Source organism: Rania fehmarnensis (assembly GCF_056494185.1).
Window position 1 is genome coordinate 7735615 of sequence record NZ_CM151398.1, and the last position, 15366, is coordinate 7750980.

General features: G+C 55.0%; 10 protein-coding genes. 7 read left to right on the forward strand and 3 right to left on the reverse strand.

What is annotated here, in order from left to right:
- Nucleotides 1-66: 66 nt before the first annotated feature.
- The 6 genes from SH573x_RS26375 to SH573x_RS26400 all read left to right on the forward strand — a co-directional run bounded on the left by SH573x_RS26375 (nt 67) and on the right by SH573x_RS26400 (nt 6028).
- Complete coding sequence (locus SH573x_RS26375) at nt 67-1566, forward strand: CheR family methyltransferase (protein WP_479351044.1); 1500 nt, start codon at nt 67-69, stop codon at nt 1564-1566.
- Between the two features lie 11 nt (nt 1567-1577).
- The gene (locus SH573x_RS26380; protein ID WP_479351045.1) at nt 1578-2624 is read left to right on the forward strand and encodes a protein-glutamate methylesterase/protein-glutamine glutaminase; all 1047 of its coding nucleotides are present in this window, start codon (nt 1578-1580) and stop codon (nt 2622-2624) included.
- Nucleotides 2625-2943: 319 nt separating this feature from the next.
- Nucleotides 2944-3372: a hypothetical protein gene (locus SH573x_RS26385; RefSeq protein WP_479351046.1), complete on the forward strand. Its 429-nt coding sequence runs from the start codon at nt 2944-2946 to the stop codon at nt 3370-3372.
- A gap of 23 nt (nt 3373-3395) precedes the next feature.
- On the forward strand, nt 3396-3974 hold the full coding sequence (locus SH573x_RS26390) for a hypothetical protein (RefSeq protein WP_479351047.1): 579 nt from the start codon (nt 3396-3398) through the stop codon (nt 3972-3974).
- Nucleotides 3975-4199: 225 nt separating this feature from the next.
- Nucleotides 4200-4517 carry a hypothetical protein gene (locus SH573x_RS26395; RefSeq protein ID WP_479351048.1) on the forward strand — a complete coding sequence of 106 codons (318 nt, stop codon included), beginning with the start codon at nt 4200-4202 and terminating at the stop codon, nt 4515-4517.
- Nucleotides 4514-6028 (forward strand): RtcB family protein, encoded by a 1515-nt coding sequence (locus SH573x_RS26400; protein WP_479351049.1) that lies wholly within the window; start codon nt 4514-4516, stop codon nt 6026-6028. Before SH573x_RS26395 ends, SH573x_RS26400 begins: the two co-directional genes overlap by 4 nt.
- 82 nt (nt 6029-6110) lie before the next feature.
- Here the strand turns inward: SH573x_RS26400 and SH573x_RS26405 are convergent, their stop codons facing one another.
- The 3 genes from SH573x_RS26405 to SH573x_RS26415 all read right to left on the reverse strand — a co-directional run bounded on the left by SH573x_RS26405 (nt 6111) and on the right by SH573x_RS26415 (nt 12422).
- Nucleotides 6111-7445: a DUF1552 domain-containing protein gene (locus SH573x_RS26405; RefSeq protein ID WP_479351050.1), complete on the reverse strand. Its 1335-nt coding sequence runs from the start codon at nt 7443-7445 to the stop codon at nt 6111-6113.
- Nucleotides 7446-7452: 7 nt separating this feature from the next.
- Nucleotides 7453-11073 carry a DUF1592 domain-containing protein gene (locus SH573x_RS26410; RefSeq protein ID WP_479351051.1) on the reverse strand — a complete coding sequence of 1207 codons (3621 nt, stop codon included), beginning with the start codon at nt 11071-11073 and terminating at the stop codon, nt 7453-7455.
- A gap of 113 nt (nt 11074-11186) precedes the next feature.
- On the reverse strand, nt 11187-12422 hold the full coding sequence (locus SH573x_RS26415) for an outer membrane protein assembly factor BamB family protein (RefSeq protein ID WP_479351052.1): 1236 nt from the start codon (nt 12420-12422) through the stop codon (nt 11187-11189).
- 177 nt (nt 12423-12599) lie between these two features.
- Between SH573x_RS26415 and SH573x_RS26420 the strand changes: the two genes are divergently transcribed.
- Complete coding sequence (locus SH573x_RS26420; RefSeq protein WP_479351053.1) at nt 12600-15356, forward strand: tetratricopeptide repeat protein; 2757 nt, start codon at nt 12600-12602, stop codon at nt 15354-15356.
- Nucleotides 15357-15366 lie beyond the last annotated feature (10 nt).

Here is a 15366-nt window from a genome sequence, read left to right on the forward strand (position 1 = left end):
TCGCAAGTTCACAGGCTAAGACCATCGACACCAGTTCTTCCGCGAGAGAGTTGAAGGACCGTATCTGTGATCGACGTTAACCTGAGCTTGACCAGCAAACAGTTCAAGCTCATCCAGAAGATGATTTACGATCAGGCAGGCATCGATTTGCCCGAAAACAAATTGTCGATGGTTCAAGGTCGGCTGGCCAAACGCTTGCGGGCACTGAAGCTGGATACGTACGATAAGTACTTGAGCTACTTGGAAAAGAATGCGACTGGCCCAGAACTAGTCGAGTTCATCAACTGCTTGACGACCAACAAGACGGACTTCTTTCGCGAGAACCATCACTTTGAATTTCTCAAGCGTGAGATTCTGCCCAAGATGAAGGAATCGCTGGCAGCCGGCACTCGTAATCTACGGATTTGGAGCGCCGCCTGCTCGACTGGTGAAGAGCCTTATTCGATCGCCATGACACTGCGCGAGAGTCTAGGCACCAGCTGCGATATGGGTATCTTGGCTTCAGATATCGATACTCAAGTACTCGAGAGCTGTAACCAAGGAGTTTACACTTCCGAGCGGATCGCCGAGGTTCCCAAATTTCTTTTGCATCGTCACTTTGACAAACAGAAGACCAGTGGTAGCGCCGACGTTACCTGGCGCGTCAAGAATTCACTACGCGACCTGATACGTTTTCGGCGCATTAATTTTCAAGACAGTCAATGGCCCATCAAGACCAAGTTCGATGTGATCTTCTGCCGGAATGTGCTGATTTACTTCGATCTCGAGACACAGCGCAAGTTGATTGAGCGTTTTGTCAATCACTTGCAGCCCGAGGGTCACCTGATCATCGGCCATTCCGAAACACTTTCAGGCGTGAACGATAACTTTGACCTGGTGGGCAACACCATCTATCGTCTGAAGAGTGGCAAGGGTAGTCTTGCAAGCGGTGGCTCCAAGGCGGCTATCGCGTCCAAGTCTGCGACTAGCAACTCTTCTCTACGGCTGCCTGACACCACCCAACCAACGCCCTATCAATTGGCTCGCACGAAAGAGCCCGTGCATCCCATCATCGTCGGCGAAATCCATGCCAGCTATGAACCCAAGTGGATCAGCACGCTGTTGGGATCATGTGTGTCTGCTTGTTTGTACGACGAGCGAATCAACGTGGGCGGCATGAATCATTTTATGTTACCGCTGGGAGGCGCCGATGCCACAATTTGCGCCAGCTATGGTGTCCATGCCATGGAAATGCTCATCAATTCGTTGATGAAACTCGGAGCCGATCGTCGGCGTTTGAAAGCCAAATTGTTTGGTGGCGGCGCAGTGATTCGTACCTCGGACGCGCGGTGGAATGTCGGGGCTGCCAACGTCGACTTTGCCAAGAAATTTTTGGACGCTGAAACGATTCCCTTGGTTGCCAGCCATACCGGCGGCAACCGGGCGATGCACGTCCGCTTTCACACCCGAAGCAACAAAGTGGTGGTTCGAGTTTTGGACGAACGCTCAGCCGCCCAAGTTGTGGCTGCTGAAACACAAGTTCCACTGCCACTTACGAATGCTACCAACTCAGTCACATTGTTTTAGTAGAAGCAATCATGCAAAAAGTCAAAGTTCTGATCGTGGATGACTCCGCTCTCATGCGCCAAATGATTGCCGAGATTCTCAAACAGGATCCAGAAATCGAAATAGTCGGTACCGCTTCCGACCCCTACGTGGCCCGCGAAAAAATCTTGGCCCTTAATCCAGACGTACTTACGTTGGATGTAGAAATGCCGCGCATGGATGGCCTGTCGTTCTTGGAAAAACTAATGGCCGGGCGCCCCATGCCCGTGGTCATGTTGTCATCGCTTACTCAAAAAGGTTGCGAGACGACCATGCGCGCGCTGGAACTGGGCGCCGTCGACTTTGTTGCCAAGCCTAAGCTGGATCTTGTCGAAGGTATGGATCACCTGGTTGAAGAGATCATCACGAAGGTCAAACAAGCGGCGGCCGCCAAGATTCATAACCGCATCCCCCGTCCCGCTCCCAAGCCTACGGGAGCTGTCAAACCAACGCCTAGTGCTTTGATCACCAGTACGCACAAAGTCATCGCCATCGGTGGCTCGACCGGCGGCACCGAAGCCTTGATGGACGTGCTGACTGCTCTCCCACCCGATTCACCCGGCGTTGTGGCAGTCATTCATATGCCCGAAGGCTTTACCAAGTCTTATGCCGAACGGCTCGATCGCAACTGTCAAATCCGCGTAAAGGAAGCCGAAGACGGAGACCGCATCCTGCCAGGCCATGCGCTACTGGCTGCCGGTAACTATCACATGCAAGCCATCCGCAGTGGCGCCACCTATTCGGTACGTGTCTTTCAAGCACCACCGGTCAACCGCCATCGTCCTAGCGTCAATGTGCTCTTCAATTCCTGCGCGCAACACTTAGGTCGCAATGCTGTCGGAGTTATCTTGACCGGCATGGGTAATGACGGGGCCGAAGGTTTGCTGGCCATGAAAAACTCCGGTGCCCATACGATAGCGCAAGACGAAGCGAGCTGCGTCGTGTTCGGCATGCCGCGTGAAGCGATCGCCATGAGCGCTGCCGAAAGCATCCTGCCACTATCCCGCATCTCCACCGCCGCCTTGCAGTACGCCCAGTAGAACGCAAGTTCCAGTTGGCCTGATCTCAAAGAACAGAAGGGCGATAATTATATTGTTCCCGATGTCAACTACTTGATGCGTAAACTAATGTGCGCCGAGCTCTCCACCGACCTTGTGTCGGTGGGAGCACGACTTTCTGGCTAGCACTCTAGCCGAAGAAGTCACCGGTCCACCGAGCAAGCTCGGTGGGGCCGCAGGGACACCGGAAGTGCTTCCAGGCTGAAAATTGGGGTCAGGTCTCAATAAAGGTGACCAATCGAGACCTGACCCCATTATTCTCTAGATCAGTAGAGGCCGCTCGCCAGCAACAGTACAATCAATGGCTGGTGAACCTATGCCTGATCAACTCAATCCGTACCAGCCGCCCATCGGTCAGCACGCGCGCTCGTCCCCCGCTACGCCCGCGCGACCGAGTCGCGAACGGCTTCGCCGAGCACTGCTGTGCTTGATGCCGCTGGCAAGCTACGCCTACGTGCTGGCGTTCTGGAGTTTGGCAAGTGTTTCGCAAGCGCGCTGGTTGCAACCCGGAGTGGATGATCCCAAAGATATTTTCTTTGGTATACCTCTGGCCGTGCACCATATCCTGCAAACGATGGCGTTTGCGATCTTGCCAATTATGTTATTGATGGCCCGCTTTTCTCGCTTTCCAGTCAGCAAATACGCAGTGTTCTACTTCATTGTTTTTGCGATAGCCGTAGTGTTATTTCGCCTCGACCTGAATCAGACGACGAGTTGGATTGCAGACTAACTGTCCACTTGCAAAGTCAATTTATGTTTTGGCCTTTCATACTTCCGGCACAGATTACGTTCGGGGTAATGCTGTTCTTGGTACTAGGCGCCACCCTGGTAGCTATTCTATTGAAATGGAAGCCACTGATGGTGCACGCTATCGCCGTGATGCTAGCCATCGTCGGCTTCATACCTTCTTGCAGCATGGTGATGGAGGTAGTAGATGCCCGCAGGTTCGGCACCTTCCAATATGCGACGTACGCGGAGGTGCAGGATTTCCGTGTCGAACGTTACCTGCCGCCGATGGCTAGTCAGATTTTGTTGGAGAAGTATCCACAAGGTCACCGTGCCAAGTATCGCATCGAGGTAGATCAGCTCAAGCAATGGTTAGATCAGCAGTGGGAGATGGACGGCCCGCAGTCGGCCAGTCAGCGCTCCGAATTGGGTGACGGAGAGCCGGTGTCGGCCGAAGAGATCGAACTCTGGTTCCAGGGCCCGATTTGGCCACCGCTGAATAACCCGGTTGTCTACCACAGCATTACGCAATACGACGGGGGAGGCGCGCGATATTATGTCGATTCCATCTCTGGTGTCGTCTATCAACACGCTGGTTATTGGTAAGCACCTGCCGAAGTTTCGCTGACCCCCCCCTCGTACTCGTACTCCTACTCGTACTCGCAGGCATTTCGAGTAGGAGTAGGAGTAGGAGTAGGAGTAGGAGTACGGGGAGTAGGAGAGCTTATTTCGTGTGACTGGCCACCACGGTTTACCGAGAGTTACAATAGAATTTAATATCGTGTACGGAAACTGGCGAACCTGGCACTCTTCGATGAGGTCTAGCTGATCATGAGATCACGCAATCCTGGTTCTAATGACAGAAAGGCCGCGCAACTGTGCGCTCAAGTGCGTCGAGCGCTCGACTTCGGGCTCTCCGAAGCCTTGAGCGATACGACGATGGACGCTTACATCATGGATGTCTTGCCGGCACCCAATACTTCCCATCTGCTGGTGATGGTGCAACCTGCTACCACAATGGATGAAGAAGGCTTGCGCTCGCTTCAGGCAACCCTCGAGCGGCATGCCGGTATGCTACGTACGGCGGTGGCCGAATCGATCCATCGGCGCAAAACGCCTACCTTATCGTTTCGCGTTTTACCAATATGAACCCTGCCGATACCCAGCCTCCATCCGCTTCTCAAACACTCCAGTTCGGACAACCCGACGAATTTGGCATAGTGCATACCGGTGAGGCGACGGGTGTCGTACCTATGAACGGTGACCTGTCACCCATTCAGGTCATCGGCACCGAAGCGATTCGACAATCGATGGGCCACAGTTGTATCGCCCAAGCCATGGCCGCCCGCGGAGCTCCAGGTGTAGCGCAACTCATCCTCAATCCCGATGCCCACTATGGTCATGGCGTGCCTGTGGGCAGCGTATTGGTCTCGCCTACGCACATCTACCCAGGGCCAGTGGGTGTCGACATCAAATGTTCGATGAGCTTGCTGCAAACCGATGTACCGGCTGAAGCGATTGCTGACGTTGATGTTCGTCGCCACCTGATTCGTGAAATCGAAGCACGACTGGGTGGTCGCAAAGCGCCACGCAACCGTCGAGTCAACGACGAAACAGGCTTTCAAGCAGCCGCCGAAGGAGCCAGCAAGAGTCTCTTGCAAGAACTGGACATTCCGACGCATTGGATCCAGCGCTGTGAAGACGCCAGTCACGCGTCACCGGATCGCCGTCCCGATCGACTGGCCATACGACTAGATAAACTCGTGCGCAGCGGCGTAGTCAAAGATCTGCTGGCCAAGAGTCGGCAACTGGGCTCCTACGGTGGTGGCAATCACTTCGGCGAATGCGAAGTTGTCCACGTGCGCGACAATGATCGCGCCCGTGTGCTGGCTGACAAATTCGGCCTGCGCGATGGTTGCGTCGCCTTTCTATCGCACTGCGGTTCGCGCGGTTTGGGCCATGCACTGGCCACTAACCAATTTCGTACCTTGCAGCAGAGCTTTCGCAAACAGCGGCGTTACTTCCCGGCGGGCGATAAAGAGCTAGTGCACGTTGAGTACGGTTCACCGGAAGCGGAACTGTATCTGTGCGATATGGCGCTAGGTGCCAACTTTGCAACCGTCAATCACTTGTTAATCAACGCGATTGTCTTATCCGCCTTTCGCAAAGTACTGCCCGGTTGCCAAGGCGAGTTGGTTTATTACATCAGCCACAACATCGCGCGTCACGAATTAGTTGATGGCCAATTGCAATGGGTTCATCGCAAAGGAGCTACGCGAGCCATGCCGGCCGGTCATCCAGAACTGGCAGGCACTGAGTTCTTCGATACTGGCCATCCGATTCTATTGCCCGGTAACCCACGCGATGGTTCGTCAATTATGGTCGCCGAAAAGGGCGCCGAACTGACCGCGTTCAGCGTCAATCACGGGGCAGGGCGGCGCATGAGCCGCACCGCGGCACGCGCGCAGCTCCGCGCATCTGAAGTCGAACGGTCCTTGTCCGATGCCGACGTGGTTAGCAATCGCAGGCACTACCCCATCGATGAAGCCCCTGATGCCTATAAAGACTTTGCCGAAGTCTTACGCAGCGTGGAATTAGCCGGCTTGGCCAGCGAAGTTGCCAAGCTGGAAGCCAAGTTTGTGATCAAAGATGCTGAGTAGTCGAAGGTAGCCACCGCTGCCAGGCGGTGGATTTTGACGCCACGAATCCACCGTCTGGCGACGGTGGCTACGGCGACGGTGGCTATGCGAAGATCGAGCCGCTCAACTCGCCGGTGCTATCGGCAAAATTCTCGACCTCGATTTGCATACTGCGCAAAATGCTCAAATACATATTGGACATGCGAGTTTCACCATTGCGCCAGTAACGGCCATGCTTGAGGCCCATGTTGTTGCCACCGGCAACCAAAGTTGGCAAGTTGCGGGGATTATGCGTAGTACTGGCGCCGCTACCGTAGAGCACGATCGTATTGTCCAACACTGAACCGCTGCGATCCTGATAGGTATCGAGCTGAGTCAGGAAATGAGCCAGCTGCTCGCTCAAGAACAAGTCATACTTGGCGAACTCAAGCTGACCGTCCTTATCACCGGCGTGCGACAGGTTATGGTGCGTGCGCGACAAGCCCAGCTTCAATGGAAATGTATCGCTGATGCCCATTCCGTCTTCACGGTTGAGCATAAAGCTCACCGAACGGGTAATGTCGGCATCGAACGCCAGCGCGATCAAGTCGAACATCGTGGAATAATAAACGGCCGGTTCGCCTTCCGGAGAAGCGGTCAAATCCAAGTTGGCATAGTCCTGCGGTTTGATCGGGATATCAATCCAGCGTTCCGAAGCGATCAAACGAGCTTCGACTTCATTGAGCGAAGTCATGTACTGATCCAGTCGCTGACGATCGGTTTGACCCAGTTGTTGCGACAGGCTCTTGGCGCTTTCAACCACTGCGTCAACCAACTTGATCTTGCGACGAAGTTCAACGCGCTGCGCCTCGAGCGAACTACGGTCGGCTTTGAATAGTCGATCAAAGACGCGGCGCGGACTGCTCTCGGCCGGAATCGGTCGACCTTCCAAGTTATAAGAGATCGTACCGGTGCGCGATAGAAAGCCCGTGCCGGAATCAATCGAGAGGACCAGGCTGGGTTGACGGCAGAATTGCTTGGTGTGCAAAGCCACGATTTGATCGAGGCCGACCGAGTTGTAAGTACCCGGCTTGGAGTTATGCAGCGGTGCTCCGGTAAGCCACATGTCAGAACAAACATGCGGGTCCGCTTTGGGGCCACTGGGATGATAGAGACCACCCATGAAACTCAGATGCTTGCGAAATGGTGCAAGTGGTTCGGTGGATTTGCCGAAGACGAACTGGCCATCTTGCTCGGCAGTGGGAAACCAACTCCACTGATCGATACCATTTTCAGTTCTGGGCAACGACATGCCGTTGGCAGTGTACATCGCACAGAACCGGCGCGGAATATCGTCGGCTACTTCTGAACCCATGCACTGGAGAACTGGCAAGGCCATCGCCACGCCACCCAGGCCCTGCAAAAAGGCTCGGCGATCTAAGTGTATTGATCCTGGCATCGCAGCGCTACTTTTCTAAAAACATGGGACTGTGCACGACCCAGCGCAGCATGTCTTGCATTGGGTAATCGTGTGACTTTAATTGTTGACTGTTTTGTCGGATGAACTCAAGCTCATAGTAGGTGAGATCTCGACCACACGCATAAATTGTCAGGTGCTTGAGGAAGCTGAAGGCTACCTGGTCTAGGCGATCCTGGGCGAGATAACGTTTCAGATCGTTCGTCCCGCTAATGTGTGCGGAGTCGGGCAATTGACTGCGCGCGTCGACAGCCTCCGACTTGCGTCGACCAGCCGCATCGTATTCTTCTAGTGGAATACCGTACGGATCGATCTGGGCATGGCACTGCGCGCAACCGGTTTGATTGCGATGCATTTCCAGTCGCTCGCGCAGCGGCAAGTGTTCGGTTTCTTGCTTGAGGTTGGGAACATTGGGCGGTGGGTCATCGGGAGGCTGAGCGATGATGCGGCGCGCCAGCCAGGCGCCGCGCTTGATGGGATTGGCCTGCCGACCATCACTCAGTCCCGCCAGAACAGCAGCTTGGGTAATCACGCCTCCCAGGTCACGACGATGGGCCTGGATAGGCACATATTGAAAACCGCTCTCAACCTGCTGGCCCAGTCCGTAATAGTCGGCGACCACTTCGTTGACGACGATGAAGTCCGAGTCGATCAATCGCTTGACGGGCAAGTTCTGCTGCAATAGATACTCAACATAGCGCACCGGTTCTTCGCTTAATTGCCCGCGCACATGCGGCGTGAGTTTCGGGAAGCGTTTTCGATCAGCTTCGAGCACCTGGAATTTGTCCAGTGCCAGCCACTGCGAGACGAATGGCGATGTGAAACGTTGGAACCGCGCATCGGCTAACATTCGTTCCAGGTGTTCGTCGATACTTTGATGCAACTGCCCACGTCGAGCCGCCTCCAGCAACTGTTCATCAGGCGGGCCATTCCATAGAAAGTAAGCCAGCTTTGAAGCTAGTTCAAATTCATCCAGCGGTTCTGGCTCGGGCGAACTGCTGCTCTCGATCAAGAACAAGAATTGTGGTGATGTCAAAACGACTTGCAACGCGTCTTTGATACTCTGCTGCAACGACAGGCCTTCGACTTGCGCGCGGGCCAAGACACTCAGCAGCATCTCTACTTCGTGCCCCTGCAGTGGTCGCCGCCAAGCGCGGGTGGCGAAATCGGTGACCGTGCGCTGCGCATACGCCGGATCGTCCTCGCCAACCTTTCTGGCCGGCATGATGCGAACATGCTCGGCAGGCGGCCAGGCATCATAGAGGGGCCCTTCGAATTTGATACTGTGGATTTGCAGTCGCGGCATATCGCGGGCGTCGGTGTATTCGCTGCGCACACCAATCTCGCGCAAGCCGGCCAGGTAGTTGACGTTGTCCTTTTCTACATCGGGGCTTGGAAAATCGTTAATGGCCCCTTCGAACGTAAACTCTTGTGGCTCAGCGTTGCCTACTTCTTGAATTTGTCCTACGCGCGAAAAGGTACTTCCGCAATCGCGGCGCAAGCCTAGATGCACTCCCAGTTTGGGCACGCGGCGCTCAAAGGCAGCCATGCGGTCGGCTAAGGCACCTGGATCAAGGCGTGTTAGTTCAATGCGTTCAATTCTCTCGGCCCCAGCGTATTGCGCATGCAGGCGATGCTCGCCAGCGGCCAGGCGCACAGCCACCAAGGCGGGGTGCTCGAGCTTGCTCGAAAACTCGCGCTGATCGAGGGTCAAATGAATATCTTGCGGTGGCATCTTGGGCGGCGTGGCGAATTGACGACCCGGTTGGACGAGGGCTTCGATTTCCAAATCCTCGAGCGCTCGAGCGTAGATGGCTACTTCGTCGATCAAACCATTAAACGCATTGGCTGCAGGTATGCGACCTAGATGCAGATCGATGGCCAGATTATCCAGGTCAGCCGCGCCGATCGTGCCCTTGGCTACTGGATGGCCATTTACAAACAGTCGCGTCGCATTTTGGCCGCGGCGGACCACGGCAGCCACGTGTTGCCATTGCCCCGCCACGATTACACCCGGAGGCGATGACACCGAACCGTTGGATGCACTTTGTGAATTCGCCGTTTCCAGTCGAATGCGACCTTGATTGTCCGGCATGTCGAAATACCAACCGTGCGTCCAGTTGTATTGACCCAAGCTCACGATGCCCGCTTGTTGCAACTGCCGCGGATGAATCCAAGCGGCCACGGTGAATTCGCCGGTACCGACCTTAAACGAATCTTGACGTGGTATCACCAGCGCATCGCCTTGACCATCCAGGCTCAGGGCCTGGCCAAAGGGCGACTCTTCCAAATGAGCCTGCTCCTCAAACCGGCCAGTGGCCGGAGAGTCGCTGTCATTGGCTTCAGCATTCAGCGGCCAGTAACCCAAACGCTGCTCAGCCAAACGCGAACTATCGGGCGATAGATTCTGACGTTCATACGACTGTCTGAATGTATCGATTCGATAGATGCCGTCTTCGGTTAGCGAAAATGACTGGGCTGTTTCGGGGTTCGTAACGACCAGCGAAGGGGGAATGTTTTCTGCTCGCTGGTCGGTCGCATCCAGCAGCAGGCCATCGTTATACTGGGCGGCCGAGACGGTAACGCGAAAGCGACCGTGATCGGGCAGCTGGCGCAAGGAAAGTTTGAAGTTGGCTTTGGGACCGTAGGTACTTTCTACTTCGAACTCTTCGACACTGGGTATAGCTGGACGCAGTAACAAACCACTCGCACCCATACTATAGGCCAGGCCTTTAGGATAACCTTCGCTGCCACGCATGCAGGCGAACACGGCGTGATAGATGCTGTCGTACTCGCGCCAGCCACGAACTGTGTCGTTGCCCGCATAGCCTTCAATAAAGCGGAACTTGGTTTGCATGACGAAAGGATCGAAGGCGGGGCTTGGTGGTTTTAGTTGTCGTACCCCGAAGTCTTCGTTGCGCAGCAAATGGTTATTGGCGCCCAGGATCAAATCATCGGGGCAGGGATCAGCATTGATGCGTCGGCCGAAGTCCACTTGGAACAGTTGCACTTGGGGCCGCGATTGAGGATCGACCAAGATGCGGTCCAGCGCCTGGCCGGCGATCTGGAAATAACTTTCCAGCAGCAAAGGCGAAAGCTGTAATGTTTCTTTGTTGTTCAAAAACCCGTCGCGAGACACGGCATCCGGTGGCAAGATGTCGGTCAAGTCTTCGTCTAGTCCCAAGAGCTGTTCGAGCGTGTTGCGATACTGAGCCACGGTCAGTCTGCGCGTCAACCCGTTCTTGGGCGACGGTTGGGAGCGGGCTTGATGAACCAGGCCATCGATCCACTGGATGGTTGTTTGCCGCGCGCTTGACTCTGGTTGCGGTTCCTCGGGCGGTGGCATCTTGCCATCGGCGAGTTGATGACGGATGCTCTGCCAGAGTTTCAAATAACGTTCGTCTTGAGCGCTAGAGAGCTGGCTCAACTGATCCACGCGAACACCCGACGTCAATTCGTCGACGTTGTGGCAACGTAAGCAATGTTCCGTCAACAGCGGTTGGACAACTTGTTCGAAGCGCTCAGCTTCTTGCGCGACGTTCCAGGAACTGGCGAGCAAGACCACGCTTAGAAAACTAAATATGCTACTACTAGTAGTTTTAAAACACATCAGCCATGTTGCCTTTGGGGCCCGGCCATTGCCCAGAAGGTAACTCTACTCTGGCAATGGACCGGTATCATATCGGGTCATAAGGACGTGGACGCATCCAACTGGGGCAATGGCTACTGGATGCAAAACAGTTGGTCATAAGTTCTCAGAAAGATGCGGCCGGAGGCGGGGACGGGCGTAGCGACGGTATCGCCACCTACTGCGTTGGTAGAAACCAGTTGGTAGGTGGCTGCGTCTTGGATCACAAAGGTAGTCGCATCTTCACGCGTGATGTACACGTGGCCCCCTGCGATTACCGGCGAGCTACTGTAGACGGAGCGGTGCTTGGGCAATTGTTCGCTCCAAACGGTTTCGCCCGTAGAAGGCTTGAGGCACGACACTAGGCCCCGATCGCCGATGATGTATAGTCGATCACCACTGATAGTTGGGGTGGGTACGTCGCTACCCAGATCCGTGCGATGCCAGGCGATGCGATCGGCATCGCTATTCGCCTTTAGTTTGATAGCTGTGAGAGTATTGCCGCGCGCGTAGGGACAGATCACTAAATCGCCAGCTAACACCGGCGAAGCGATGGACCTCATAAAACGTCCTTGGTCAGGATTGAAACCGCCTTGTTGCCACAGCAGTTTGCCATCGGTAGTTGAGTGGCACGTTAAATGATCCGCACCTAGTGTCAATAAAACTTCTTGGCCATCGATCGAGGCCACGATGGGAGTTGAATAACTCTGGTTGGCTTCGTCAGGTGCCGGCAGCTGGCGATCGGATTGCCAGAGTTGCTGGCCGGTAGCACGATTAAGAGCTAGCACGAAGCTGGGACCGGATTGCATAACAGCGATGACCACGGCATCTTTGGTTAAGACGGGGCTGGTCCCCAAATCCCACCACAACGTGTCTTCGCCATATTTTTCTTGCAAGTTAATGTGCCAGACAATTTCGCCAGTGACTTTGCAGCAGGCGAAGTCGCCGCTTTTGAAGTAAGCGTAGACGAACTGGCCGTCGCACAGCGGCGAAGAATTGCTGCCAGTAGCTTTCACATGTTTACCGGCTCGCGCTTGGCCGATTTCGGTCTTCCACAACTCCTGGCCATCCAGATCGAAGGCTTGGAGCACGTTGGCCTCGGAAGTTACGCTAGTGATAAACACACGCCCTTGATCGACGATTGGGGTCGACGCTCCCTTGCCAGGCAGCGAGATTTTCCAAGCAACATTTTGACTCTCCGACCAGGCGGTCGGATACAGCCCGGTGGCGGCCACACCATTGCCAGTGGGACCACGCCAATTCGGCCAGTTGTCAGGTTCGGCGCTCAATGCCAAGACGGGCGAGCATGCCACTAGCAGCAGGCAGGTCATGGTGGAAAGCAGGCTGCTGTTGAATGTGCGGGGCCTTTCGCGGAGCGAAAGGAGACAATTGGGATTCATAGGTGGGTCCGTAGTGCAGAGGAATTCGGCGGGAAAGTGTATTATGAGGTATATGGAAGCCAGTTTCCAGCGACTATTTGCCCAGCGATCGATAGAGGATGAGTGCAGATGCTTCGGCCAAGTGAACGACCAGCTGCGTGCCTGATAGGCCTGTTGATATTGGTCGGCGTGCCTTTAACCGCTCGCACCGATGATGCGCCGCCCGCGGCTCAGGGCCAGACATCGCAGCCAACCGAACAGGAATTGCGCATCGAACAATGGATCCGGGACCTGCAGTCGGACGAGTACGTTGCCCGCCGCAAGGCTTTTTTGGATTTGTGGGCCCAAGGGGCAGTGGCTTTGCCGCAGGTTCATGCGGCTATCTCGATCAAAGATCCACAAACGGCGGTGGCTGCTCGCACACTGGAATTACTTTTACGTTTGGAAATCACTCCCAAGGATAACGACGAGTTGGCCGAACTGGCCAACTTGACGCGTGGCAGCGTCATAGGCACGCTCAAGTCGCTGGCGCAAAAAGGCCATTGGCGTTTAGCTCGCGAACTCCTGAAGATCAATGAGCCTATCTGGACGGCTCAATTACCGAATCTCCAATTCGATGATCTGAACCAAGTGGTTCAAGCTGCCTTTGAGCAAGGAGATGCCACCGAAGCCTGGCCCGCCATCTCACAACTTTTGCCGCCTCAGCAACGTCAGTATATGGCGTATCGTGCCAGGCACTACCTGCGAACTGAAGCAGTACCCAAAGGTGTTGATCCGGCAAAAGCCAAAGTTCAATTGCAACGCCTGACTCCCAGTGACGAAGAATTGCAAGCGCTGCCGATTGACGAGCGAGCGCTCTACTTGTTGTATGAAGGCAAAGTTGATGAGGCCTGGCAACTGGATACCAGCGCGGCCATCAAGTTTCGTATCGTCACGCACGCGCAACGCTGGCCTTGGCTGAAAGACTCACAAGTCCAATCGATGGTTATGGGCGCGACCCACGATTCGACCTCCGGCTTGGCGCAACAAGCGGCCTTTGCGTACTTGGCCGATGACCAGGCCGTCAGCGACCAGCATCTGGCTAACGTACGCCATGAAATTCAGAAGGCTGAAGAAACGCTGCCCATTGCCGCCACCGACGAATTGCTCGATGCCCTGTTGATATGTGGCGATGGTGCCACCTTGACCAAGCTGATCCCCAATGCACATGAGTACTTGCTGCACTTTCAGAATACGCTCGAGTACGACCGCGGCTTGGAAGCGTACGGTTTAGCCAAAGACATGGAACTGGACAGGTTTGAAACCTGGAGTCGTCGCGCACTGCAAAAAGTTCCGCGTGGTATGGGACGTGAATTTCGCGAGTACGGCGAAGTCGCGCAGTTCTTGGTGGCCATTGGCGAAGTCGACAAAGGCAAGCTGCTGTTTCGCAAGTTATTCGATCTGATAATGAACCAGGGCGGACAAGAGCGACAAGAGTCCTTCGACAATCTCATGTCCACCGCCCGGCGGGCTCAGCTGCGCAAACTCGCCATCGAACTGCTGGACGCTAATGACGGCAAGATCAATAACGAAACGCGGCAAATCGTATTGATGAAACTCTATTCGGAGTGGCGGCAATCCGAATGGCAATATAGCGCTGAACGCCTCTATTCGCTCATGCCGGAAAGCCTGGCTAAAGATGACGAAGGCGTGCATCGATGGAGAACTCTGGAGCGATTATGGCGGAGCGATCCGACGCTGGTCAGTGATCCGACTTCGGCACGACAAGTTGAACAGTGGCTGGAAGCGGTCATGCAAGACAGTTTGAAGATGGGCACTTCTTCCGAGCGTGTTTGTCCGGAGCTGGCCCGCATCGCTTCGCAGTTAGGCTTGCGGCGCGTGGCTTCAACACTCTTGAAAGCCAATCCTCGAATTCCCATGCATGAAACGGCGGATATACTTTTTTTGAACGGTAGCGTGGAGAATGCGTCCGAGTTTTGGGATGTCGCGATTGCGCGACAACCTTCGCAATTGGAGTGGATTCGCAAGCAAGTGACGGCGCTAGAGATGCTGGGCGACCGCGAGAAGGCTGGGGAATACGAAACCTCGCTGTGGCTGCGTCCGCTGTCAGCCGATATCGGACGTCAGAGCGAAACGACTCACCTGCTGCTGGCGATAGATTTGTTTCGGCAAGGGCAATTCGATCAAGGACGGCAACATGCAGAAGTCGCTACGGTGATGTGCGAGACCAACGAGCCGTACGTATTCGTTTCGGGTGAATGGTTAGGTCGCAATTGTTTGGAATTGGAAGACTTTGCCGGCGGCGCTCAGGGTTGGCGATTAGCGGCGGTCAACATGTTTATGGCCCGTACGACTTTGCCGATGGCTCGCGATGCGGGCTTTGACGAACGCGAATCCGTGGCCACATATTGGCATCTCATGCAAGCTGCTGCGGATATTCAGGCCGACAAAATCGAGCTAGCTCTCGATCGCATTCGCAGATACGAATCGCTGCGTCCCGGTGGGATCGAAATATGCGAACACTGCTATCCTCGCCTGGTTAAAGCTGGCAAGCAGTCCGACGCAGATCAACTGTTACAGCGATGTTCGCAGCGCATGCGCGATCACTTGGAAAAGTGGCCCAAGGATGCCGGCAGCCACAACAACTTTGCCTGGATGTTGGCCCGCTGCAACGTGCTGTTAAGCGAAGCGAAACAGCATGCGGAATTGGCCGTTGAGCTATCCGAGCGTGAACCTACCTATATCGATACGCTGGCCGAAGTCGAATTCCGGCAAGGCAATCTCGATCGGGCAATCGAACTGACCAAAGAGTGTATTGCCCTCGATCCACGCCATGTCCACTATCGCACTCAATTGGATCGCTTCCGCAGTCAACGAACCAACTGATCAAAGTTGA